At 66.9% G+C, this 22,987-nt stretch carries 17 protein-coding genes; 2 read left to right on the top strand and 15 right to left on the bottom strand.

Annotated features, from left to right (window positions below):
• Positions 1 to 296: 296 nt before the first annotated feature.
• Positions 297 to 3,362: a TonB-dependent receptor gene (locus tag IFT65_RS00145; RefSeq protein WP_192079196.1), complete on the top strand. Its 3,066-nt coding sequence runs from the start codon at positions 297 to 299 to the stop codon at positions 3,360 to 3,362.
• 89 nt (positions 3,363 to 3,451) lie between these two features.
• Here IFT65_RS00145 and IFT65_RS00140 read toward each other — a convergent pair whose 3' ends face one another.
• From IFT65_RS00140 to hisS, 12 genes are all read right to left on the bottom strand, one after another.
• Positions 3,452 to 5,836: a GH92 family glycosyl hydrolase gene (locus tag IFT65_RS00140; protein ID WP_249405002.1), complete on the bottom strand. Its 2,385-nt coding sequence runs from the start codon at positions 5,834 to 5,836 to the stop codon at positions 3,452 to 3,454.
• Between the two features lie 174 nt (positions 5,837 to 6,010).
• Entirely contained in the window at positions 6,011 to 7,603 is a 1,593-nt protein-coding gene (locus IFT65_RS00135) for a calcineurin-like phosphoesterase family protein (RefSeq protein WP_192079192.1), read from the bottom strand.
• A gap of 440 nt (positions 7,604 to 8,043) precedes the next feature.
• Entirely contained in the window at positions 8,044 to 8,679 is a 636-nt protein-coding gene (gene hisIE / locus IFT65_RS00130; protein ID WP_192079190.1) for a bifunctional phosphoribosyl-AMP cyclohydrolase/phosphoribosyl-ATP diphosphatase HisIE, read from the bottom strand.
• Complete coding sequence (hisF, locus tag IFT65_RS00125; protein WP_192079188.1) at positions 8,669 to 9,445, bottom strand: imidazole glycerol phosphate synthase subunit HisF; 777 nt, start codon at positions 9,443 to 9,445, stop codon at positions 8,669 to 8,671. The genes hisIE and hisF overlap by 11 nt, the downstream gene beginning before the upstream one ends.
• Entirely contained in the window at positions 9,439 to 10,173 is a 735-nt protein-coding gene (gene hisA, locus IFT65_RS00120; protein WP_192079186.1) for a 1-(5-phosphoribosyl)-5-[(5-phosphoribosylamino)methylideneamino]imidazole-4-carboxamide isomerase, read from the bottom strand. Before hisA ends, hisF begins: the two co-directional genes overlap by 7 nt.
• Entirely contained in the window at positions 10,170 to 10,772 is a 603-nt protein-coding gene (gene hisH, locus IFT65_RS00115; protein ID WP_188324199.1) for an imidazole glycerol phosphate synthase subunit HisH, read from the bottom strand. The genes hisA and hisH overlap by 4 nt, the downstream gene beginning before the upstream one ends.
• Entirely contained in the window at positions 10,769 to 11,842 is a 1,074-nt protein-coding gene (hisB, locus tag IFT65_RS00110; RefSeq protein WP_192079184.1) for a bifunctional histidinol-phosphatase/imidazoleglycerol-phosphate dehydratase HisB, read from the bottom strand. The genes hisH and hisB overlap by 4 nt, the downstream gene beginning before the upstream one ends.
• Positions 11,839 to 12,933: a histidinol-phosphate transaminase gene (gene hisC, locus IFT65_RS00105; protein WP_192079182.1), complete on the bottom strand. Its 1,095-nt coding sequence runs from the start codon at positions 12,931 to 12,933 to the stop codon at positions 11,839 to 11,841. Before hisC ends, hisB begins: the two co-directional genes overlap by 4 nt.
• Positions 12,930 to 14,225 (bottom strand): histidinol dehydrogenase, encoded by a 1,296-nt coding sequence (gene hisD / locus IFT65_RS00100; protein ID WP_192079180.1) that lies wholly within the window; start codon positions 14,223 to 14,225, stop codon positions 12,930 to 12,932. Before hisD ends, hisC begins: the two co-directional genes overlap by 4 nt.
• Positions 14,222 to 15,133, bottom strand: coding sequence for an ATP phosphoribosyltransferase (hisG, locus tag IFT65_RS00095; protein WP_188324203.1), 912 nt, complete (start codon positions 15,131 to 15,133; stop codon positions 14,222 to 14,224). Before hisG ends, hisD begins: the two co-directional genes overlap by 4 nt.
• A 40-nt stretch (positions 15,134 to 15,173) precedes the next feature.
• Positions 15,174 to 15,482 (bottom strand): YerC/YecD family TrpR-related protein, encoded by a 309-nt coding sequence (locus IFT65_RS00090; RefSeq protein WP_192079178.1) that lies wholly within the window; start codon positions 15,480 to 15,482, stop codon positions 15,174 to 15,176.
• A 170-nt stretch (positions 15,483 to 15,652) separates the two neighbouring features.
• Positions 15,653 to 17,050 (bottom strand): histidine--tRNA ligase, encoded by a 1,398-nt coding sequence (hisS, locus tag IFT65_RS00085; protein WP_192079176.1) that lies wholly within the window; start codon positions 17,048 to 17,050, stop codon positions 15,653 to 15,655.
• 214 nt (positions 17,051 to 17,264) lie between these two features.
• Here hisS and IFT65_RS00080 point away from each other — a divergent pair, with 214 nt between their 5' ends.
• Complete coding sequence (locus IFT65_RS00080; protein ID WP_249404966.1) at positions 17,265 to 17,936, top strand: helix-turn-helix domain-containing protein; 672 nt, start codon at positions 17,265 to 17,267, stop codon at positions 17,934 to 17,936.
• 293 nt (positions 17,937 to 18,229) lie between these two features.
• Here the strand turns inward: IFT65_RS00080 and thrC are convergent, their stop codons facing one another.
• Genes thrC through thrA form a run of 3 tightly spaced genes read right to left on the bottom strand, consistent with a single transcriptional unit; the run spans position 18,230 to position 22,961 of the window.
• Positions 18,230 to 19,519, bottom strand: a complete 1,290-nt coding sequence (thrC, locus tag IFT65_RS00075) for a threonine synthase (protein WP_192079172.1) — start codon at positions 19,517 to 19,519, stop codon at positions 18,230 to 18,232.
• A 26-nt stretch (positions 19,520 to 19,545) separates the two neighbouring features.
• Positions 19,546 to 20,460, bottom strand: a complete 915-nt coding sequence (locus tag IFT65_RS00070; protein WP_192079170.1) for a homoserine kinase — start codon at positions 20,458 to 20,460, stop codon at positions 19,546 to 19,548.
• Entirely contained in the window at positions 20,457 to 22,961 is a 2,505-nt protein-coding gene (gene thrA, locus IFT65_RS00065) for a bifunctional aspartate kinase/homoserine dehydrogenase I (RefSeq protein WP_192079168.1), read from the bottom strand. Before thrA ends, IFT65_RS00070 begins: the two co-directional genes overlap by 4 nt.
• Positions 22,962 to 22,987: the final 26 nt, after the last annotated feature.

The raw sequence follows: 22,987 nt of genomic DNA, 5'->3' as shown, positions 1-22,987 counted from the left end.
CCGCCGTGCATCCTGCAGCGCAACATCACGCCCCTTGCGGGCGGGCCAATCGCGTCTGCAAACGTTTTCATATTGCGCAGCAGCATGCCAGTTGCGTCAGGCCGTGTTAAAAAATGCGCGCCAATCGTTTAGATCGATCCAACTTCAAACGGTCACGATTGCCGGGTTCGGAATCCGACAGCAACGCCACCAGGTGCCCTGTCTCTCCTGCCCCACGCTTGCGGTCTCGCGTCGACACATAAGATCGATTCAAGTATTTCGTATCAGCCAACGGTTCGATCCAGGAGAGGGAGAGAATGAATTACATGTCACACAACTACGGTCGCCACACCTTGTCGGCAGCCATTGCATTCGCCTTGGCGGCCAGCGTGGCGCCGGCGTCTGCACAGGATGCTGCACCGTCCGCGCCCGCCGCATCGCCCAGCGCCACCACGCTGGACAGCGTCAACGTCACCGGCTACCGCTACGCGATCGAAAAGAGCCTGCAACAGAAGCGCGACGCCAATGCCGTGGTGGAAGTCATCACCGCCGAAGACGTGGGCAAGTTCCCCGACAAGAACGTCGCCGACGCACTGCAACGCGTGCCGGGCGTGGTGATCACGCGCGACGGCGGCGAAGGCAAGAATGTCAGCGTGCGTGGCCTGGATTCGGATCTCACCCTGACCCAGCTCAATGGCAACTACGTCGCCACCTCGGAAACCAACAACGAGGCCTCGCGTTCGTTCAACTACACCCTGCTGCCGTCGAACATGCTGGAGAGCGCGGAGCTGTTCAAGTCGCCCGAAGCCCGCATCGATGAAGGCGGCATCGGCGGCACGGTGATCCTGCATACCCGCCGTCCGCTGGACATGGAGGCCAACTCCGGCTTCGTCAATCTGGAAGGCGTGTCGTCCGACACCAGCGACGGGATCGATCCGCAGATGTCGGCGCTGTATTCCTGGCACAGCAACGATGAGCGCTTCGGCGTGCTGATCGGGGCCACCAAGCAGAAGCGCACCAACCGCAGCATGGAAGTCAACGTCGATGACTACCAGTGGTACGGCAACGGTACCGACGCGGTGGACGCCTATGGCAACACGATCACCCAGGGTGGCGTGAAGTACTGGTGGGGCGAGTCCGGCTTCAACAACCAGACCGGGCAGAACTACAGCGAATTCTTCATGCCCACCGCAGTGGGCTTCGGCGTACGCGAAGAAGAGCGCGAGCGCACCGGCGGCCAGTTCACGTTCCAGTTCAAGCCGGTGGACAGCCTTACCCTGACCGCCAATTACTTCCGCTTCGAGCTGTCCGGCGACTACACGCTCAACCGCGCAGCCATCCCCGAGTGGAACATCGCGCGCTTCAACGGCGACGGCAACTGGGCCGGCGGACGCCTGCTCAATGGCCTGGACTTCGATTCCAGTGGCAGCGTCGTCACCGGCGCCCAGTATGAAAAGCTGGCGGGCAAGGCCTATTACTGCAACGAGGCCGAAGCGGCCGCCGCCGGCATGGCGCCCGGTGGCTGGGGCCCGGATGACTGCACCATCCCCACCCCGCAGCTGACCGGCACTTACAGCAAGGAAAAAGCGCTGTCGCAGACCGCCGACCTGACCGTCGACTGGGACATCAGCACGCTGACCAAGGCCACCTTCAAGGGCGGCCGTACGTGGTCCGAGGGTGGCCCGTCCCTCAACTTCCGCATGTCGGCCAAGCCGCGCCGACAGGTCGATGGTGCCTGGCAGAACGGCAACAGCTACAGCGCGTGGGACCTGACCGGGACACCCACGGCCACCTTCTCGCCTGACCTGCAGCAGCAGCTGATGGCCGGCATCGCCGAGATCGACACCGGGTCGACCGATTCGTCATGGCGCGAAACCAGCATCGAGCAGAACTACTTCCAGGCCGACGTCACCCGCATGTTCGAGTCGGGCTGGATGGATTCGATCCAGTTCGGCCTGAAGTACCGCGACAGCAAGGTGCACCGCAATACCGGCAACACCTACTGGGTGTGCCAGGGCGCTGACCCGGCCGATTACGAGGCCCGCTACCAGTTCAAGAACTGCAACGATCCGCAGAAGGACGTGGCCCAGCCGGGCTTCTTCCTGTCCAACCCGATCGACAACATCGCAGGCGGCTTCAACGCCAACGTGCTGCCGGGCGTGAACTACCCGGCCTACATCGACTACCTCAACGATCGCTATGGCGGCATGCAGAACCGCCGCGAACCCGACTTCGTCTACGACGTGGGCGAGAAGGTCTACTCGGGCTATTTCCAGGCGAACTTCCGTACTGAGCGCCTGCGCGGCAACATCGGCGTACGCATCGCGCAGACCCGCCAGCACGCCGCTTCGAGTGACTCGGTCGAGCGCTTCGAGGACTATTTCGTCGATGGCGCCGACGGCAATCCGCTGGCCTGCCCGCCGACCGGTGCGCCGGCCGGCACCGTCTGCGAATCGGGCTTCGTCCGCTCCGACGTCCGCGAAAAGTCGTACGCGCTCTCATCGCTGGACAAGACGTACACCGATGTACTGCCCAGCTTCAACATTGCCTGGGACATCACCGACAACCTGGTCCTGCGCGGTGCCGCGTCGAAGGTGATCGCCCGCCCGGGCTACACCAGCATCGCCTATCCCGGCGGCCTGGAGTACATCAGCGAGGAGTACAGCAACGACCGTCGCGTGGCCGGTGGCACCTTGACTCCGGGCTGGTACGGGTCGGGCAGCAACAAGCAGCTGGAGCCGTTTGAAGCCCTGCAGTACGACCTGGGCCTGGAGTACTACTTCCAGCCGGGCGCGGTCGCCGGCGTCGCGCTGTTCCGCAAGGACGTGGACAACTTCACCGTGCCGGTGGTGGCCGACCAGCAGATGATGGTCGGCGGTGAGCTGGTGACGGTGCAGAACTATTCCACCGAAGCCAACGGCCGTGATGGCGTGTCGCAGGGCGTGGAAGTCTACGGTCAGTACACCTTCGACATGGGCTTCGGCGTGCAGGCCAACTACACCTACAACGACACCAACCTCGCCTCGATCGTGCTGGATGGCGAAAACATCGGCGCCTCGCCGCTGGTGGGCAGCGCCAAGAACCAGGCCAACGTGACCTTGTTCTATGAGAATGACAAGTTCCTGGCGCGCGCTTCGTACAACCGTCGCGGTGAAGTGGTCGGCGGCCTGAACAACGGCATGACGGTGTTCACCGAGCCCTACGATCAGCTGGACCTCAACGCGGCCTACAACCTGACCGAAGCGCTGACCGTTACTGCATCAGTGCTCAACGCCACCAAGTCCGAACAGCGCACCCACCTGGGCGGTGACACCAAGGCCCGCCTGATCTCCAACATCTACAGCGGCCGTCAGCTGTACTTCGGGCTGAACTACAAGTTCTGATCCAATGGTTTCCGGGGCAGCCGCGCCGTGCTGGGCGGCTGTCTTTTTTTTGTTCCGGCAACGCCGCAACCTGAGCGGCGCCGATTCCGTCACGGCGTGGACGCCGACGTCGATGCACAACGCGAGACAGGCAGATCCGCGGCGCGGGTACCCCAGCCATCCACCGGTGGTACCGTGCTGAGATCGAAGTCGATGCTGCGCGCGGCCCGGAGCTGAGCCCAGTCCACCCACACCGGGTGATGCTGGCGTCCATCGATCCGCACGCCGCTCACGTACTGCACGTCCCCGCCGCTGGCACCCGGCGCCCGCAGGGACAGACGGCCAGACGCCTCGCCAAGATCCAGCGTCACACCGGGAAAGCGAGGGGCATGCAGAAGAAACTGCCCACTGCCCGGCACGGCAGGAAAAATGCCCAACGCACTGAACAGGTACCACGCCGACATCGCGCCCAGATCATCGTTGCCGGTCACCCCGGCGGGCCCTTCGGTAAACAGATGCTGCGCAGCGCGGACGACGGTTGCGGTCTTCCACGGTGTCGCCAGCAGCGTGTACATCCAGGGCGCATGCAGGTCGGCCTCGTTGTTGGGGTTGTAACGGTACTGGTTGTAATAATCGTACGGGCCAACCACCCACTCCCTGCGCGCCGCACCGGCCGGATCGGCCTGCAGCGCGGGATAGGCGAAGAAGTCATCAAGCCGCTTCACCGCCGAATCGCGCCCGCCCATGGCCTGGGATAGTCCCACCACGTCGTGCTGGGCCAGCCACTGATACTGCCATGCGGTTCCTTCGTGGAACCCGCCTTCCGAGCGTGGTGTGTAGTCCCCTCCGCCGTACCAGCTGCCGTCGGCCACGCGCGGCCGCGGAAACCCGGTATGCCCCAGGTCCGCGTCGCGCAGGGTGTCGTCCCAGATGCTTTTCCAGTTCTGGCTGCGCGCGCGCAGCACGGTGGCGTCCTGCGTCTGCCCCAGTGCATCGGCGAACTGCGAAAGTGCACAGTCGGCCAGCGCATACTCCAGCGTCGCCGACGCGCCGTAATGGGGATCGGCATCCATGCCTTTGGCAGGCCAGCGCTTGTCGAACTGCACGAAGCCGTTCTGCAGGTAGCTCACATTGCCGGACCGGCCGGCGTGACGTGATGCAGCGGGCGGCATCTCGAAGGCATTTCTGCGAAGCGCGTGCCAAGCGTCCTCCTCTCGGCGTCGCAGGGCGCCAGCGCGCCACAGATCAACGAGGAAGGGCGTTACGGGATCGCCGGTCATGATGTTCGTTTCGAAGTTCGCATAGCCCCAACGCGGCAACCAGCCCCCTTCCCGCTCGATGGCCAACAAGCTCTGCGCGATGTCGCGTGCCACCTGCGGGCGCACGAGGGCCAGCCATTGGTTCTGTGCCCGGTAGGTGTCCCATAACGAGAAGTACGCGTAATACGTCCATCCGGCCGCGGAATGCAGCGCGTTGTCGTAGCCGCGATAGCGGCCATCAGCATCGCTGGCCGTCAACGGCTGCAGGTGGGCGTGATACTGCGCCGTTCTGAAGACCGTCCGATCACCCGCGCTGCCCCCGTCCAGCGCCACCAGATCCAGCTCCTGCTTCCAACGGGCGCGCGCCAGGGCGTGCATCTGCTCGAAGGAGCGCAGACCCCGATCGTCGTGGCCCTCCGCCAGCAGATTGTTGCGTGCGCCGTCGCCATCCACAAGGGACAACGCACTGACAACCTCCACCGCACGATCGCGCCCCAGATCGAATGTCAGCCACGCGCCGTTCAGGCCGTAAGTGTTCGTACTGTCGCCGCTTCCCTCTACGCCACCGGACCCGTTCCAGGTCCCCTTTGCAGTGAACGGACGGTTGAACTGCAGCCGGAACCATGTGGTGTAGCGCGCCCCCCCACAGAAGCTCTGGGTGACGACACTGCCCTCCACTGCGTTGTCACCCACCACATGGATGTCGCTGGAAACGACCTGGTGTCGCTCGTTCGCCTGCCCGACATTGACCAGGATGTGCGCTGTCTCGGCGCTTCCAGCAAAGGTGTATCGCTCCGCCGCCGCGCGCGTAAGCGCTGTCGCTTCCACATCGATGCCACCGTAGTCGACAAGTCGGGTCCGGTAGTAGCCGGCGCGGCCCACTTCGCCGTCGTGGGTTGACCGGGCGGCATAGCGGCGATGGTCAAAGCTTTCCGGCCGACGAGTGTCGAACTGCTTGCCGGGACCAATGCTGCCGATGACCGGCAGCACCGACACGTGGCCGCCCTGCTCCCAGCAACCGGCGCCGGACAGAAACGAGTGGCCGAACCCGCGAATACGTGCTTCGTCGTACTTCCACCCCGCCCAGTGGTCTGCCGTAGGGCTGACCTGGATCATGCCAAAGGGCGCGGACGCGCCGGGAAACGTGTTGCCGTCGTCCTGGGTGCCGATGAACGTGTTGACCTCGTCCGGTGATTCCACCGCCAAGGCGACAGAAACCGCGCCGACGAGCAGCATGAGCGCCCCGCAGGTGGCGCGCACGCCCCTGCTCAGCAGGCGTGGTGATGACAGTGTCCAATGGCGGCACATGGGCGGATTCCTCGACCTGGGCTGAGAAATCCACAGTGCGCGCCTACCGCATCCCCGCCTATCAGCGCATGCCCCGCTCCGGCGTCGGCGGGCGGGTCGGCGTCAGGGCGTGGCGGTGGCCAGACTGTAACGGGTGTTCGCCGTGAACACCGATCCATCCGGCTGGGTCGCACGCACATCGACTTTGTGCTCGCCGACCGCCAGATCGGTGGGCAGTGCGCCGCGCCACAGATGCGGCGACGCCGTGGCTTCGGGAGACCGGTCGTAACCGCGCAACGTCGTCGCCAGGTCATCGGCCACGTTCTCCTGCTGCAGCCGCGGATCGCCTTGCCGCACCTGCTTCATCGGCTGCCATGCGCCACCGTCGACACGGAACTCCACCCGGGTGGCATCCTCGCCCATGTACACATTGGCGAACACGCCCCACGCCGGATACGCCCCCTGGCGCAACACCTTCGGTGCATGCAGGCCGATCTGGTCGGTGTCGGCTGCACCCGCCACACGGTACTGCAGGCGATAGCCGCCGTTGCCGGCAACGTCCAGCAGCGCATAGCCCTTTGGCGTGCCATCACTCATCGTGCTGTCCGGCACGCCGCGGCGGTCTTTCACCCCCGACCAGAACGCACCGCAGTTCGCGCCTACGTTGTACTCGTGCAGCGGTTTTTCGCCGTGCCAACCTTCGCCAGCGGCATGGTAGTAGTGCTGCTGGGTGTGGCTGTGGCCGCTCAGCACCAGCACATTGCTGAAATCCTTCAGCAGGTCGAACAGGCGCTGGCGATCAGCGTGGCGGAACGTCTCGCGCCCCGGTGCCGCGTCGAACAGCGGGATATGCATGCCCAGCACCAACAGCCGATCGTGGCGCAGGCCCTTCAGGTACTGTGCGATGAAGGCGAATTGGTCTTCGCGCAGCCCTCCGATGTAGGTCGGCTTGGCATTCGGGTCATAGACCACGTCGTCGAGGAACAGGAAGCTGGCACCGCCCTCCTCCACCGCATAGGTGTCCGGGCCGTACACGGCGCGCCAGCTGTCCAGCGACTGGGCATCCGTGGCGGCATCGAAGTCCAGATCATGGTTGCCCGGCACGTGGAACCAGGGCACGCCCATCTGTGTGGTGACCTGGTTGATCGCCGGGTACAACGACAGGTCGTCGTTGACGATGTCACCCAGCGTCGTGCCCAGGCGCGCCTTGGTCCGCCCCGCGAGCGGTTTGACGATCGACTGCTCGTAGTACCCGATGTCACGCAACGTGGCGGTCTGCGGGTCGGTGAACACCAGCATCTGGAAGCCGCGCCGAACGTCATGCTTGTCCGGTGTCAGCGCGAAATCGTAGGCGTTGACCGGGGTGACCGTCGGCGCGATACCGTTGTACTTCAGCGCAGGCGAACCCTGTGGCGCGTAGTGCCGCCAGAACGCCGGCAGGCCATCGGGGCCGACCGCCATCCGGTAGCCATCGGGCTTGATGATGAAGACCGTGTCACCTGCTTCGACCGGCAGGCGATAGCTGCCGTCGGCGCTGGTACGCACGATGCTGCGGCCATTGGAGACCTGCACGCCGCCCATGCCCGGGTCGGTGGCACCGCGCCCCGGCTTGCCGTCGCGGTCCTGGTATACCCGTCCGCTGACGGTGATCGCATCTGCGAATGCGGGCGCGCTGGTGAGCAGCAGGCAGCACAGCCAGGCGGCAGAGAGTTTCATGGTTGGACAGGTCCAGATCAAAGTCGGGGGCATTGTAAAGCGCATGCCCCGTACAAGCGTGTTACGCGCGCCGATGTCGGCCGCCTCTGCGGCCTCTGCCTCCGCGTCGGCCTCTGCCTCCGCGTCGGCCTCTGCCTCTGCGGCTGCGGCTGCGGCTGCGGTAGAGCCGACTTCAGTCGGCTGCCTCTGCGGTAGAGTCGACTTCAGTCGGCTGGAGGTAAACGCAGCCGACTGAAGTCGGCTCTACCAAGCCCACACCCGATCCGCACCCGATCAGCCAACGTTCCAACCGGGGCCGCAGCGGATCAGCGCAGGGTCCACACCGTCGCCCACCGCATCAGCCCAGCATCGACACCGGGCCCACATCTCGTCCGCGGAGGGTCCGTTCGTGATCATCCGCACGCCGGTGGGAGGCAAACAACCCATCAGCCCCAAACAACTCAGCGGTGTCGTTCCTGCAGCAGGTCGCGCACATCCTGCAGACCCAGCCCGCGTGCTCGCAGCAGCACCAGCAGATGGAACACCAGATCGGCCGCTTCGCCCAGCAGTTCTTCGTCACCCTGCGCAACTGCGGCCAACGCGGCTTCCACTCCCTCCTCACCCACCTTCTGGGCGATGCGGCGGATGCCCCCATCGAACAGCGACGTCGTATAGCTGCCCGCCGGTCGCTCCGCTTCGCGTGTACGCACCAGCTGGTCAAGCTCGCCGATGAAATCCTTTGCGGCCTGCGGGAAGCAGCTTTCCGCACCGGTGTGGCAGGTCGGTCCTGCCGGCCGCGCCATCACCAGCAACGTATCCGCGTCGCAGTCCACCGCGATGGACTGCACCACCAGCACGTTGCCGGACTGCTCGCCCTTGGTCCACAAGCGATCCTTGCTACGGCTGAAGAAGGTCATGTGACCGTGCTGCAGAGTGACCTGCAGTGACTCGGCGTTGACGTAACCCAGCATCAGCACCTGCAGGCTGTCGGCATCCTGCACGACGGCAGGCAGCAGCCCATCGCCCTTGCCCCAGTCCAGGCCCGCCAGCGCCGCACGGTCGGGCAGCACGTTGATGATTGCAACTTCAGTAGACATCCCGCACCTCGATCTGTTGTTCGCGCAGATAGCGCTTCAATTCGGGAATGGCGATGGCGCCGCTGTGGAACACGCTGGCGGCCAAGGCCCCATCCACGTCCGCCTGGTCGAAGACCTGGGCGAAATGTTCCGGCGTACCTGCCCCACCCGATGCGATCAGCGGCACATGGCAGGCCGCGCGTGCGTGCCGCAACTGCTCCACGTCATACCCCCGGCGCACCCCATCACTGTCCATGCAGTTCAGCACGATCTCACCCGCACCGCGCTGCTGCACCTCACGCACCCAGTCCAGCGTGCGCAGCGCCACCGCCTGCGTCTTGGACGGGTCGCCGGTGAACCGGCGTACCCGCCACTGTCCGTCGGGCTCGCGCACCGAATCGATGCCCACCACCACGCATTGCACGCCAAATGCTTCGGCCAGCTCGCTGATCAGCTCAGGCCGACCCAATGCCGGGGAGTTGATCGAGATCTTGTCCGCACCGGCATGCAGCACGCGCCGCGCGGTCGCCACGTCACTGATGCCGCCGGCAACGCAGAACGGGATGTCGATCAGCCGCGCGATGCGCTCGATCCAGGCGACGTCCACGCTGCGCCCGTCCGGGCTGGCACCGATGTCATAGAACACCAGCTCGTCCGCGCCCTGATCGCGATAGCGAAGCGCCAATTCGGCGATATCGCCCATGTCCACGTGGTCGCGGAAGCGCACGCCTTTCACCACGCGGCCATCGCGTACGTCCAGGCACGGAATGATGCGGCGACTCAACATGCCAGTGCCTCGGCCAGGTCCATGCGCTGCTCCAGCAGCGCCTTGCCCAGGATCGCGCCGCTGCAGCCTGCCGCTCGCGCGGCGACCACATCGGATACGTCGCGGATGCCACCGGAGGCCTGGATCGCGACGCCGGGCAGCAGCCCGGCGAGGTGCCGGTAGAGGTCGATGTTGGGTCCGGCCAACATGCCGTCACGGGCAATGTCCGTGCACAGCAGGTGGCGCATCCCGGCGGCAGCGTAACGCTGCGCCAGCGCATCCAGGGTGACGCCGGCATTCTCGGTCCAGCCATGGATCGGCAGCTGCCAGGTGCCCGCCTCGTCCTGGCGGGCGTCCAGCGCGATCGTGATGCGCTCGGCGCCGAACTCCGCCAGCCAGCCGATCACCGCCTCCGGCTCGCGCACGGCCAGCGACCCCACCACGACACGGCTCGCGCCGGCGTCGAGGATACGTACCACGTCATCGCGGCCGCGCACGCCGCCGCCGGTCTGCACGTCCAACCCGGCCTCGGCGCGGATCTGCCTCAGCAGCGGTGCCAGCGTGTAGCCTCCGGCGCGTGCAGCGTCCAGATCCACCAGATGCATCCAGCGCGCGCCCTGTGCGGCGAAGGCCTGCGCACGCGGAAGCGGATCATCGCCGTAACGGGTTTCCTGTGCGTAGTCGCCCTGGCGCAGGCGCACCACGCGGCCTTCGCGGATATCAAGGGCGGGATAGACAATGAAGCTCATGCGGCGGTGTCCTGCAGGAAGTTTTGCAACAGCAATGCGCCGGTATCACCGGAACGCTCGGGGTGATACTGCGCGCCGAAATAGCGACCATGCTCGACCACCGCGCTGAACAGCCCGCCATGGTCACAGGCGGCTACCGTGTGGGCATTCAAGGGCGCCGCGTAGCTGTGCACGAAATAGGCACTGGCGCGCTCCGGGATACCGCGCAGCAACGGCGACTCACGCAGCGGCAACAGGCGGTTCCAGCCCATGTGCGGCACGCGTATGCCGGTGGCCGGCACCAGCTTGCGCACCGTGCCGGGGATCAGGCCCAGCGTCTCGACGCCGCCCTCTTCCGATCGCTCGAACAGCAACTGCATGCCCAAGCAAATGCCCAACAACGGAACCTGCAACTGACGCAGTGGCTCGAACAGGCCTTGCCCATGCAGCCGCTGCATTGCCGGCACCGCGGCGCCCACGCCAGGCAGGATCACCCGTGTTGCGCCGCGCAGTTCGTCGGCGTTGCGCACCAGGCGCACCTCGGCACCCAGGCGCTCCAGCGCGTAGCGGACCGAACCGAGGTTGGCCCCGCCCGCATCGATCAGCGCAACGGCACTCACAGCGCCCCCTTGGTGCTGGGCAGGTCGGTGCCCTGGCGGGCCACGGCCGTGCGCAGTGCACGGGCAAGTGCCTTGAAACAGGCTTCGACCTTATGGTGATCGTTGTCGCCGCGCACCTGCATGTTGAGGTTCAACCCGGCCGCATCGCACAGGGAACGGAAGAAGTGCGGCACCAGCTCGGTTGGCAGGTCACCCACCCGCTCGCGCTTGAACTCGCCGTCGAAGACGAAGTACGGACGGCCGCTGAAATCCAGCGCCGCACTGGCCAGGGTTTCGTCCATCGGCAGGGTGAAGCCGTAGCGGCCTATGCCCCGCTTGTCGCCCAGCGCCTCGCGCAGCGCCTGGCCCAGCGCAAGCCCCGTATCTTCGATGGTGTGGTGTTCGTCGATATGCAGGTCACCTTCGGTCTGTATCCGCACCGAGATGCCGCCGTGCTTGCCGATCTGTTCCAGCATGTGGTCGAAGAACGGCAGGCCCGTGTGTATCTGCGGCTCCGCTGCGTTGTCCAGATCCAGCTCCACGCGGATGCGCGTTTCCTTGGTGTTGCGCTGGACGACAGCCGTGCGCGGTGCATCGGCGAGCGCGTGTGCGATACCGGGCCAGTCCCACTCGCCACCGAACTCTTCGGTACGCAACTGGAAGCCGCGGATGTTGAGGTTGTCGGCGAACTGGATGTCGGTGGGGCGGTCTCCCACCATCGCCGAGCGTGTCCAGTCGATGCTCCGGTCCTGCAGATAACGCGTCATCAGGCCGATGCCGGGCTTGCGCGTGGGCAGGTTCTCATGCGGCCACGAACTGTCGATCAGCACGTCACGGAACCGGACGCCCTGGCTTTCGAAGACGTGTATCATCAGCGCGTGCGGTGCATCGAAAACAGCGCGTGGATAGCTGTCGCTGCCTAGCCCATCCTGGTTGCTGACGATCACGAACTGCCAGCCCGCATCGCGCAGCCGGATCAGGGCAGGAATCACGTCCGGCACGAAGCGCAGCTTCTCGTAAGCGTCGATCTGGTGGTCGGCCGGTTCCTCGATCAGGGTGCCGTCGCGGTCGATGAACAGAATGGGGGTCATGCGGCAGCCCTCCGGGCCGAGAGCGCGGCAAGCACGCGTTGGTTTTCTTCAGGACTGCCGATGCTGATCCGCAGCGCATCGCCCAGCTGGGGCGCTGCGCGCTGGTCGCGCACGACGATGTCGGCCGCCAACAGGGCATCGAACGCGGCCTGCGCGTCATCGAAACGCACCAGCAGGTAGTTGCCGGCAGACCGGTAGACGCGGCGCACGCCGGGGGCTGCCTGCAAGGCATGGAACAGGCGCTCGCGCTCGGACACGACGCCGGCGATCCGGTCACGGGTCTTCGCCAGTACCGCAGGCTGCAGCGCAGCCACCGCCAGTTCCGCACACGGCTGGGGCACGGGATACGGCGCTTGGCAGCGGCGCAGCACGGCAATGAGTTCGGGCGCTGCAATCAGCGTACCGATGCGCGCCGCGGCCAACGCGTGCGCCTTGGACAGCGTGCGCAGCACGGCGATGTTGGGGTGCGCTGCCAGCAACGCGGTGGCCGAGGCCTGGCTGCTGTACTCGATGTAGGCCTCGTCCACCACCACGATGGCCTGGCCCTGCAATGCCTGCGCAGTACGCACGACATCCCCGGTGGCGATTTCGCTGCCGGCCGGATTCGAAGGGGAGCACAGGAACACCAGACGCGCACGCTGATCGCGTGCCAGGTCGATCACTGCGTCGATATCCACCTGCAGCCCCGCAGGCGCATCCAGCAGCGGAATCTCCAGCAGCGGCGCACCCTGCAGGCGTGCGCATACGGCATACATGCCGAACACGGGCGGTGTCACCAGTACGGGATCGGTGCCGGGACGGCAGAATGCACGTACCAGCAGGTCGATGGCCTCATCGCTGCCGCGGCCGACCAGCAACTGCGCGGGCTGCACGCCGTACACATCGGCAAGCGCCCGCAGCAGTGCCGGCGGCTGCGGATCGGGATAGCGTCGGCTGCTGCCCTTCGCATCGGCCGGGTTCGGCCACGCCGATTCGTTGGCGTTCAACCAGACCGAGCCCTGCACGGCGCTGCTGCGCGCCGAACTGTAGCCGGCGAAGGACTGCAGGTCCGGGCGCAGCAGGTCCAGCACCGCCTGTATGCCCTCGCTCATGCCACTGCCTCCATGCGCAGTGCCACGGCACGCTCATGCGCGTCCAGGCCCTCCGCACTGGCAAGAATGCGCGCGCAACCGCCGATCGCCGCGATGCCTTCGGCGCTGGCACTCTGCACGCTGATGGTGTTCTGGAAACTGGCCACGCTGACCCCGCTCCAGGCGCGCGCCGCACCGGCCGTTGGCAGCACGTGGTTGGTGCCACTGCAGTAATCGCCCAGTGCTTCGGGGGTGTAGTCACCCAGGAACACCGAACCGGCGGCCTGCACCTGGCCCAGCCACGCACGCGGTTCGCGCAGCGCCAGGATCAAGTGCTCCGGCGCATAGCGGTTGCTGATATCGAAGGCATCCTGCAGGCGATCCACCTGGATCAACCGCGATGCCGACAGGGCCTGGCGGGCAATGGTTTCGCGCGGCAGCAGCGCGACCTGGCGCTCCACCTCCGCTTCCACCGCCTGCAGCAGCGCCTCGTCATCGGTGAGCAGCAGCACCTGGGAATCCGGGCCGTGCTCGGCCTGCGACAGCAGGTCTGCGGCGACGAAGGCCGCGTTGGCGCCCGCGTCGGCGATCACCAGCACTTCGGACGGGCCGGCCGGCATATCGATCGCCACCCTGCCGTCCTGCGCGACCTGCTGCTTGGCCTCGGTGACGAAGCTGTTGCCGGGGCCGAACAGCTTGTCGCACGCGGGCACGCTGGCCGTTCCGTAGGCCATCGCAGCGATCGCCTGCGCGCCGCCCAGCTTGAACACGCGTCGCACGCCGGTCAGACGCGCCGCAACCAGCACCGCCGGATCGGCACTGCCATCAGCACGCGGCGGCGTGCACAGCACGACCTGCGGGCAACCGGCCAGCGCTGCCGGCACGCCGAGCATCAGCGCCGTGGACGGCAACGGGGCACTGCCCGCAGGCACGTACAGACCCACCCGGCCGATCGGCCGGATCATCCGCTCACAGTGCACGCCGGGGGCGGTCTCCACCGAATAGCCCTGGCTCATGCCGGCTTCGTGGAAGCGCGTGATGCGTGCCGCCGCTTCTTCCATCGCCGCACGCAGCGCCGCAGGCACGGCCTGCTCGGCGGCGTCGAACTCGGCCGGCGATACCTCGATGTCATCGAGCTGCACCCGGTCGAAACGCGCGGTGATCGCGCGCAGCGCGTCATCGCCGTCTGCGCGCACCTGCGCGATCAGTGCCGCCACGGCCTCGCGCGTCTGCGCGGCAACGGCCTGCACGGGGCGCTGCAGCGCGTCGCTGCGCGACAGTTCATCCAGTTGGGACCACATCAGACGATTCATGCCAGCGACCGCTCCACGCTCAATACCATCAGGCCTTGGGCGCCTGCGCGCTCCAGTTCTTCCATCCGCTGCCACGACAGCGGCCCCGGGCACATGGTCTGCAACCTCAGCGCACCGTCATCGGCGGGCAACCGCACCAGCGGCTCGGCATCGGCCAGCAGTGTTTCCAGTGCCGCGATGCGCGACGGATCGGCGCGGAACATCAGCAGCTTGCGATCCTGCACCTGCACCACGCCATCCAGCCTGCGCAGCAGCATGGCCAGCAACGCGCCGCGCGCGTCGTCGGGGGCATGCACGGCGCCGGCCAGGACAGCTTCGCTTTCCAACAGGGTCTCCACCGGCTTGAGCTGGTTGGCGCGCAACGTGCCGCCGCTGGACACCAGGTCGCAGATCAGTTCGGCGGTTCCCAGGCGCGGTGCGATCTCCACCGACCCGGACAGTTCGACCACCTGCGCGTCGATCCCGCGCGCGGCAAGCCAATCTTTCAGGATGGCCGGATAGCTGGTGGCGATGCGGGTGCCGGCCACCTGCGCCGGACCCTCCCACTCCCATTCTTCGGGGACGGCCAGCATCAACCGGCAGGCACCGAAGCCCAACCCGCGCAGTGCCTGGAAGGCCGGCTTCAGGCCGCGCTGCACGCGCGCCGCGCCCTGCTCGTCCAGCTCGTTGCGGCCGACGATGCCGAGGTCACACACGCCATCGGCGATCAGCCCGGGGATGTCATCGTCGCGCACCAGCAGTAGATCCACCGGCAGTGATTCGCCATAGCAGAACAGCTTGTCGCGGCTCTCGCGCCAGCTCAGGCCACACGCGCTGAGCAGGTTGCGCGCGGGTTCGGCCAAGCGCCCGTTCTTCTGGATGGCGATACGCAGCCGGTCTCGTGCCGGGGCTGCCTGGAGTGCACTCATGGGGGAAAGTCTCTTGGAATTCAGGGGTGGAGCATTCGGTTCAGCGCGTGGCGAGGCGCGCGATGGCGGCAGCGTAGCCACGGTGGCCATGCTCCAGTGAACGGGCCACGCGACCGGTAGTGGTCACGCTGACGCCGGTGCGCTCATGGATCTCGCGGTACGGCACGCCCTGCTGCAGCAACGGCACCACTTTCCAGCGGTCGGCAATGGCTTCCAGTTCCGCCGGGGTGCACAGGTCACGCAGGAACGCGGCGACCTCCCCGGCGTCATCCAGCGCGGCGAATGCGTCAGCGAGCGATGCAAGGTCGGCCTGGGTGTCTTTCGGGTTCGGGGCGGGACGGGCTTTCATGGGATCGCAGCAGGTATCAATGTAATAGCGTGCTAGTACATTATCGCAAACCCCGGTGGCCGGTCAAATCCCGGGCAAAAAAAAACCCACCGGTGAAGGTGGGTGGTTCGGCGGCACGTGTCTTGGGGGTCCCTCTCACCGAGGGAAAGGGATCCCGCCCCGGGCAACCCTCACGCCATGGCGCGGGCCTGCTCCAGTTCGACCTGCAGCGTGCTGGCCAGCTCGTCACGGGATACTTCGAACTGCTGTTCGCGCAGCAGGTCTTTCACTGCAACCACGCCGCGCGCCAGCTCGTCTTCGCCGGCCAGTACGACAAAGCGGATACCCGCCTTGGCCGCGTACTGGAACTGCTTGCCGATCTTCTTCGCTTCCATCTGCACCTCGGTGTTGATACCACCGATGCGCAGCCGGCGGGCGATGTCCAGCGACTCCGGCATGCCCTGCTCGTCCATCAGGGCGACCAGCGCGTGCACGCTGCTGGCCTCGATCCCTTCGATCAGGCCGGCTTCGCGCAGCTGCCAGAACAGGCGGGTCAGGCCGATGGAAATGCCCACGCCCGGCAGCTTGGACCTGCTGTAGTGGCTGGCCAGGTCTTCATAGCGCCCACCCGAGCAGATCGAGCCGATCTGCGGGTGGTCGGTGAGCATCGTTTCATACACCGTGCCGGTGTAGTAATCCAGGCCGCGGGCGATGGAGAAGTTCAGGCAGTACGCCTGCTCCGGCACACCCAGCGCCTTCACCAACTGCAGCACTTCGCGCAGCTCCGCCACGCCGGTGCGCAGCGTGTCCGTCGCCGCCGCGTCGGCCTCCAGCAGCGCCAGCTGCGCCAGTGCATCGTCGTGCCCCTGCGAGCGCACCGCCACGAAGGCAAGGATCCGCTCGACCTGATCGGCCGGGATGTTGAAGTCGGCGCCGACCAGCGTCTCGCGCACGTAGTCCGGTCCGCGCTTGTCCAGCTTGTCCACTTCCCGCAGCACGGCCAGCTGGCGTTCGCCCTCGGCTACGCCCAGGGTTTCGAAGAAGCCGCGCAGCAGCTTGCGGTTGTTCAACTGCACGGCGAAGTCACCGATGCGCAGTTCGGCGAATACCGCGTGGATGACCGCCAGCACCTCCGCGTCGTAACGGATGCTGAGCGCATCCTTGCCGATCACGTCGATGTCGCACTGGTAGAACTCACGGAAGCGGCCGCGCTGGGCCCTCTCGCCGCGGTAAACGCGCTGCATCTGGTAACGGCGGAACGGGAACGTCAGGTCGTGTTCGTGCTCGGCCACGTAGCGGGCCAGCGGTACGGTCAGGTCGAAGCGCAGGGCCAGTTCCGGCAACGAGGCGTCCTCGGCCTGCGCTGCATTGGCCAAGGCACCGGTGGACTGGACGAAATACACCTGGCGCTCGGTTTCGCCACCGGATTTGGTCAGCAGCACGTCGGACAGCTCGAACACCGGCGTCTCCACCGGCAGGAACCCGAAGCGCTCGTAGTTGCGGCGGATGACGTCCAGCATGCGCTGGAACGCGATCTGCTCGCGCGGCAGCAGTTCCATGATGCCGGGCGGGGTACGGGGCTTGATCACGTGGGGCTCCTGCAGAAAACGGGGGAAGGGCAAGGGCGGTCATTGTAGCGGCAGCGCCGCCCGCCGCGCCTGCGTCCGGGCGCATCGGCTACATGTCGTATCATGGCCACTTCCCCTCGCAGCGCGCTTTGCCCCCCACGCCATGTCGCGGTTCGATTCCAGCCCTGCCGATGCCTTCCGCCCTGCCACGCCCGGCTGCTCGACATTGGACTGCATGCACTGTTCGGTACGCCATCTGGCGGTCTGCTCGGCTCTGTCACCGGAAGAAGGCCATGCGCTGGAGGCCGTTACGGTGTCCCAGCAGGTGGCGATGGGCAGCACGCTGGCCCGCAGTGGTGAACCCCGCCACCATGTCTATACCTTGACGCAGGGCGCATTACGACTGGTGCGCACGCTGTCCGACGGGCGCCGGCAGATCAACGGGTTCGTCTTGCCCGGCGATTATCTGGGCCTGAGCGGCAGTGATCTCCACCGCCACGATGTCGAAGCGATCGCCGACAGCCGCGTCTGCCGCGTATCGGTGGCCCACATGCGCGAGCTGCGTGATCGCTACCCGCACCTGGAGCGCAAATTGCTGCAGCGCGCCTGCCAGGCGCTGGACGATGCGCAGGATGCAGCACTGTCGCTGGCACGCCTGCAGCCACCGGAGAAAGTGGCCGATTTCCTGCTGCGGCTGGCCGAGCGCGAAGTGCGCCTGGGCGGCGTGGCCCTGCGTGTCACCCTGCCGATGGGGCGTGGGGACATCGCCGACCATCTCGGCCTGACGATGGAAACCGTCAGCCGCACCTTTACCCGCCTTCGCCAGCAGGCGCTGATCGCCCTGCCCCATTTGAACGTCGTGGAGATCCTCGACGAACCCGCCCTGCGTCGACTGGCCACCGGCTGAGCCGTTCAAGGCGCGCAGCGTCGGATGGTGTCCGCCGAGCGTGGCTCGGCGCTACGTGCATTGGCCGCTCCGTGATCATCGGGTAGCGCCGACCCATGGTCGGCGAGCGCAGCGGCACGGCCGGCGTCGGGTACTACGACGTCCGACGGTGTCCGCCGAGCGTGGCTCGGCGCTACGCGCATTGGCCGCTCCGTGATCATCGGGTAGCGCCGACCCATGGTCGGCGAGCGCAGCGGCACGGCCGGCGTCGGGCACTACAACGTCCGACGGTGTCCGCCGAGCGTGGCTCGGCGCTACTGCTGCAACACGGCCCGCAGCGCGGCATAGTCCGCCGCCAGCGGCTCGGCATGCGTCGGCCGACGCAGCAGTGCCTCCAGTGCAGGCGGCACCTCCAGCGCGGTGCCGATCAACGGCTCCACCACCGATTCGAACTTCGCCGGATGCGCGGTGGCGACGACCGCCCAGTCCCCCTTGGCACCCTGCGTACGAAGATCATCCAGCACCCGCACGGCCGTCGCGGTATGCGGACAGAACACCTCGCCGGTGCTGGCGAACGCACTGGCGATGGTCGCGCGGATCGCCACGTCGTCCACACTGTGTGCGGTGAACGCCTCCCGCAGCGCGCGATCATCCCCCGCGAACAGCCAGCGCAGCCGCTCGAAGTTGCTGGGCGCGCCGACGTCCATCGCATTGGCCGTCGTGGGCACACTCGCACCCGGGCTGAAATCTTCGCCGGCGAAATAGCGCGGCAGCACATCATTGGCATTGGTCGCCAGCACGATGCGTCCAATCGGCAGGCCCACGGCGCGTGCCAGGATCGCCGCCATCGCATTGCCGAGGTTGCCGGTGGGAATCACCAGGTTCAGCAGCGCGTCGCCCGCCTGCTGGTGCTGCAGCGCGGCGTGCGCGTAGTAACTCATCTGCGGCAGCAGCCGGCCCAGGCTGATGCTGTTGGCCGAACTCAACGGCACCTGGGCCTGCAGCTGCGTATCCGCCAGCGCCTGTTTCGCCAGGGCCTGGCAGTCATCGAATGATCCGGAAACCCGGAATGCCTGCACGTTACCGCCAAAACATCCCAGCTGGTGCGCCTGTCGCGGCGACACCCTGCCATCCGGGTACAGCACCACCACGCGCAGTCCAGGCTGTCCATGAAACGCGGCGGCCACTGCAGCGCCGGTATCTCCCGAGGTCGCGACCACAATCGTCAGCGGCTGGGCATGCCCCGCCCGCAGGCGCGCCAAGGCGGCAGCGAGGAAACGGGCACCGACATCCTTGAACGCCGCCGTTGGGCCATGGAACAACTCCAGCACATGGTTGCCGCGACGCGCCAATGGCCGCAGCGGCAGCGGGAAGTCGAAGGCCTCGTCGCAGATCGCGGGTAGTGCATCCGACAATACGTCGCCTGCAAAGAACGGTGACAGTACCTGCGCGGCCGTCTTTGCCAGCGAATCGGTGGCGACGAAGCGGCGCGCCGCTGGCAGCTGCTGCGGCACGTACAGGCCGCCATCAGGGGCCAGCCCCGCAGCAATGGCTGCGCTCAGTGATACGGGTGCGGACTGGCCGCGAGTGGAAACAAAGTGCATCGCACCTTCCTGAAGGGGGAGAGAGTTCACAACAGCGCCGCCGCCGGTGCGGACAACGGAGATACCCACGCCTGGCTGTCGAAGCCTGCCGCAGCAAACGCGGCCTGCACCGGCGCGGCAGCGGCCTGTGCGCTGGCCTTGTCTTCAAACCAGGCAAATACGCTGGGCCCGGCGCCGGAGATGCTGGCGCCCATCGCCCCTGCTGCCAGCGCGGCGTCCCGGGCCGCCGCGAAGCCACCGATCAGCGGTGCACGCCGCGGCTCGACCAGCACGTCCCGCAGGCCGGCACGGACCAGTGCCGCATCGTTCTGGAAGCAACCGGCCAGCACCAGCGCAAGGTTCGCGCTCTGCGCCACGAAATCACCCAAGGCATAACTGCCCTGCAACGCCTCGCGTGCGCGACGGGTTTCCAGCACCGCGTCGGGGTGCACCAGCAGGCTGTGCCACGCTGCCGGTACCGGGATGGACACCAGCCGGTCAGCGGTGCTCAATACCAGCCCACCCAGCAGCATCGGCCCCAGGTTGTCGCCATGGCGGCCGCCGCTGGCCACCATCTCGCCTTCCAGCGCGAACGGATACAAAGCCTTACGGTCCAGGGGTGCATCAAGCAACGCATTGGCGGCCACCAGTGCCGCCACGCAGGAGGCGGCCGATCCGCCCATGCCCGATCCCAGCGCGATGCCCTTGTCGATTTCGACGGCAAAGCCGTACGGCAGTTCGAGCACCTCCTGCATCGCCATCAAGGCCGCGCCGGCCGTATTGAGCGCGGGCTCCCGTGGCAGCGGCAGGTCAGCACCCCGGATGGCGTCGATCCGCACCTCGCGCTCGGCGATCCGGCGCACGGTCACCGTGTCACCGACGCCGGCGATGGCATGGCCCAGAATGTCGAAGCCGACGCCGACATTGCCGACCGACGCCGGTGCGAACGCGCGTGCGATCACAGGCGCGCTCCTTCGCCGGCAGCCACGCGCAGCAGGTCCGCGAACACACCGGCGGCGGTCACATCGGGGCCAGCCCCCGGACCCTGCACCACAAGCGGGTTGTCACAGTACCGCCGGGTGCGGAACTGGACCACGTTGTCGGTGAGTTTCAGGTTGGCGAATGCGTGGTCCAGCGGCACCTCGACCAGACCAACCGACGCGCCCTGCGGCGTCAGCGCGGCCACGTAGCGCAGCACGGCACCGCGTTCGCGCGCCTGCCGCAGCTGCTGCAGCAATGCCGCGTCGTTGTCGGCAAGGCGTTGCATGAATGCCTCCACGCTGCCGCCGCGCAGCGCCTCCGGCACCAGGCTCTGCACCTGCACCTGCTCCAGGCTGAGCGCGCGGCCCGCCTCACGCGCCAGGATCACCAGTTTGCGTGCGACGTCGATGCCGGACAGGTCGTCGCGCGGATCGGGCTCGGTATAGCCCATGCCACGCGCCTGTTCCACCAGAGCAGAGAACGGCTGACTGCCGTCGAAGCGATTGAACAGCCACGCCAGCGTGCCCGAAAAAATACCTTCGATCGACAGCACCTCGTCACCGGTGTCGACCAGGTCGCGCAACGTGGTGATCACCGGCAGCCCCGCACCGACGGTCGCTTCATAACGGAAGCGCGCGCCGCTGGCGGTCGCGGCTGCGCGAATGCGCTGATAGCGTTCCAGGGGCCCCGAACCGGCCTGCTTGTTCGGCGTGACCACGTGGATGCCGGCCGCCAGCCAGCCCTCGTAACGCTCGGCCACCTCGGCACTGCCGCTGCAGTCGATCACCACCGCATGCGGCAGATGCGCTGACAGCAGATGGGCGGTGAAGCGATCCAGGTCGTTGGCTTCCCTGCCCTCCTGCAGCGCGGTGCGCCATTCGCCCTGCAGCGCGCGCGGTGCCAGGTACATGCCGCCGCGCGATGCCACCGCGCGCAGGCGCAGGTCGATGTTGGCCTTGCCGAGCAGCGGCCCCTGCTCGGCCTGCAACTGGTCCAGCAAGGCCGCACCGACGTTGCCCGGACCAATCACGCCCACCGCGAACGTCTGCGGCGACAGCCAGAATCCGGCATGCGCGGCGCGCAGGGCACGGGTCGCGTCGCCGCTGTCGATGGCCACTGAAATGTTGCGCTCGGAGGACCCCTGCGCAATGGCGAGGATGTTCACCTGCGCGCGGCCGAGTGACTCGAACAGACGTGCCGCCACGCCGGGCTGGCCCGCCATGCCATCGCCTACCGCCGCCAGCACGCTGACACCCGTGGTCAACTGCACGCGCTGCACCTGCGCCACCGCAAGCTCATGTGCAAACGCCTGCAGCAAGGCATCGCGGCCGCGCACGGCCTCGTTGCCACGCACCACACAGCAGATGGAATGTTCGGACGACCCTTGCGAGATCATCACCACCGATACGTGTGCCTGGCGCAACGCCGAGAACACCCGCTCGGCGGTGCCCGGCACACCGATCAGGCCGGTGCCTTCCAGGTTGAGCACGGCGAGTTCGGCACTCAGCGTCAGCCCCTTGATCGGTCCGCGCACCGAGCGCTCTGCGGTGATGCGGGTGCCCGGATGGTCTGGCTGGAAGGTATTGCGGATCAGGATCGGCAAGCCGCGCTGGATGGCCGGCGACATCGTCTGCGGATGCACCACCTTCGCGCCGAAATAGGCCAGTTCGCAGGCTTCGTCGTAGCTCAGTGCATCCAGCTGCACCGCTTCGGGCACCAGTCGCGGATCGGCGGACAACACGCCGTCCACATCAGTCCAAATCTGCAGTTCATCCGCGTCGAACAGGGCGGCGAAGATCGCCCCGGAGTAATCGCTGCCATTGCGCCCCAGCGTGGTGATGCGCCCCTTGCCGTCGCGCGCGATGAACCCGGTAGCCACCACCCGCGTCTGCGGATGCCGCTGTCGCCAGGCCTGCAGCCGCGCGGCACTCGTCTCCCAGTCCACGTTGACACCCAGTTCGCCATGCTCGACCACCAGCACCTCGCGCGCGTCCAGCACCGCACAGTCCTCGCCGATTGCCAGGAAATGATGCCCCAGCAGGTGCGCAGAGCACACTTCTCCCAGTCCCTGCACCCGGTCCAGCACGTCGTCCGGCAACCCGCCGATCACCGCCAACGCGGCAAGCAGTTCGGCCAACTCATCGAAGCGCGCGTCGAGCCATTCCACGCTCGCGCCGGAATGTTCGCCGAGCAACGAGGCGGCTGCACCGCGATGGCGCGCGCGCAGCGCATGCCAGGCATCACGCCACTGTGGCGAGCCCGCCGCCGCCATCCGCGCCAGGTCGATCAGGCCATCGGTCACCCCTTTCATCGCAGACACCACGGTGACCTGCATCCGCTCGGGGCGCTGCAGCAGCAGACGAGCCACATGGCGATAACGATCGGCATCGGCCACCGACGTGCCGCCGAACTTGTGCACGACGGTGCGCGGGGGCACCGGCAAGGGCGACGCGGCGGGTTCTACAGAAACGGCACTGGACATGGCAACCTCGGTGGGAGGCCCCGCAT

The organism is Stenotrophomonas sp. CFBP 13725 (genome assembly GCF_014841935.1).
GTDB lineage: Bacteria > Pseudomonadota > Gammaproteobacteria > Xanthomonadales > Xanthomonadaceae > Stenotrophomonas.
Note: the sequence above shows the minus strand (reverse complement) of the source record. Positions and strands in the feature narration are given on the sequence as shown.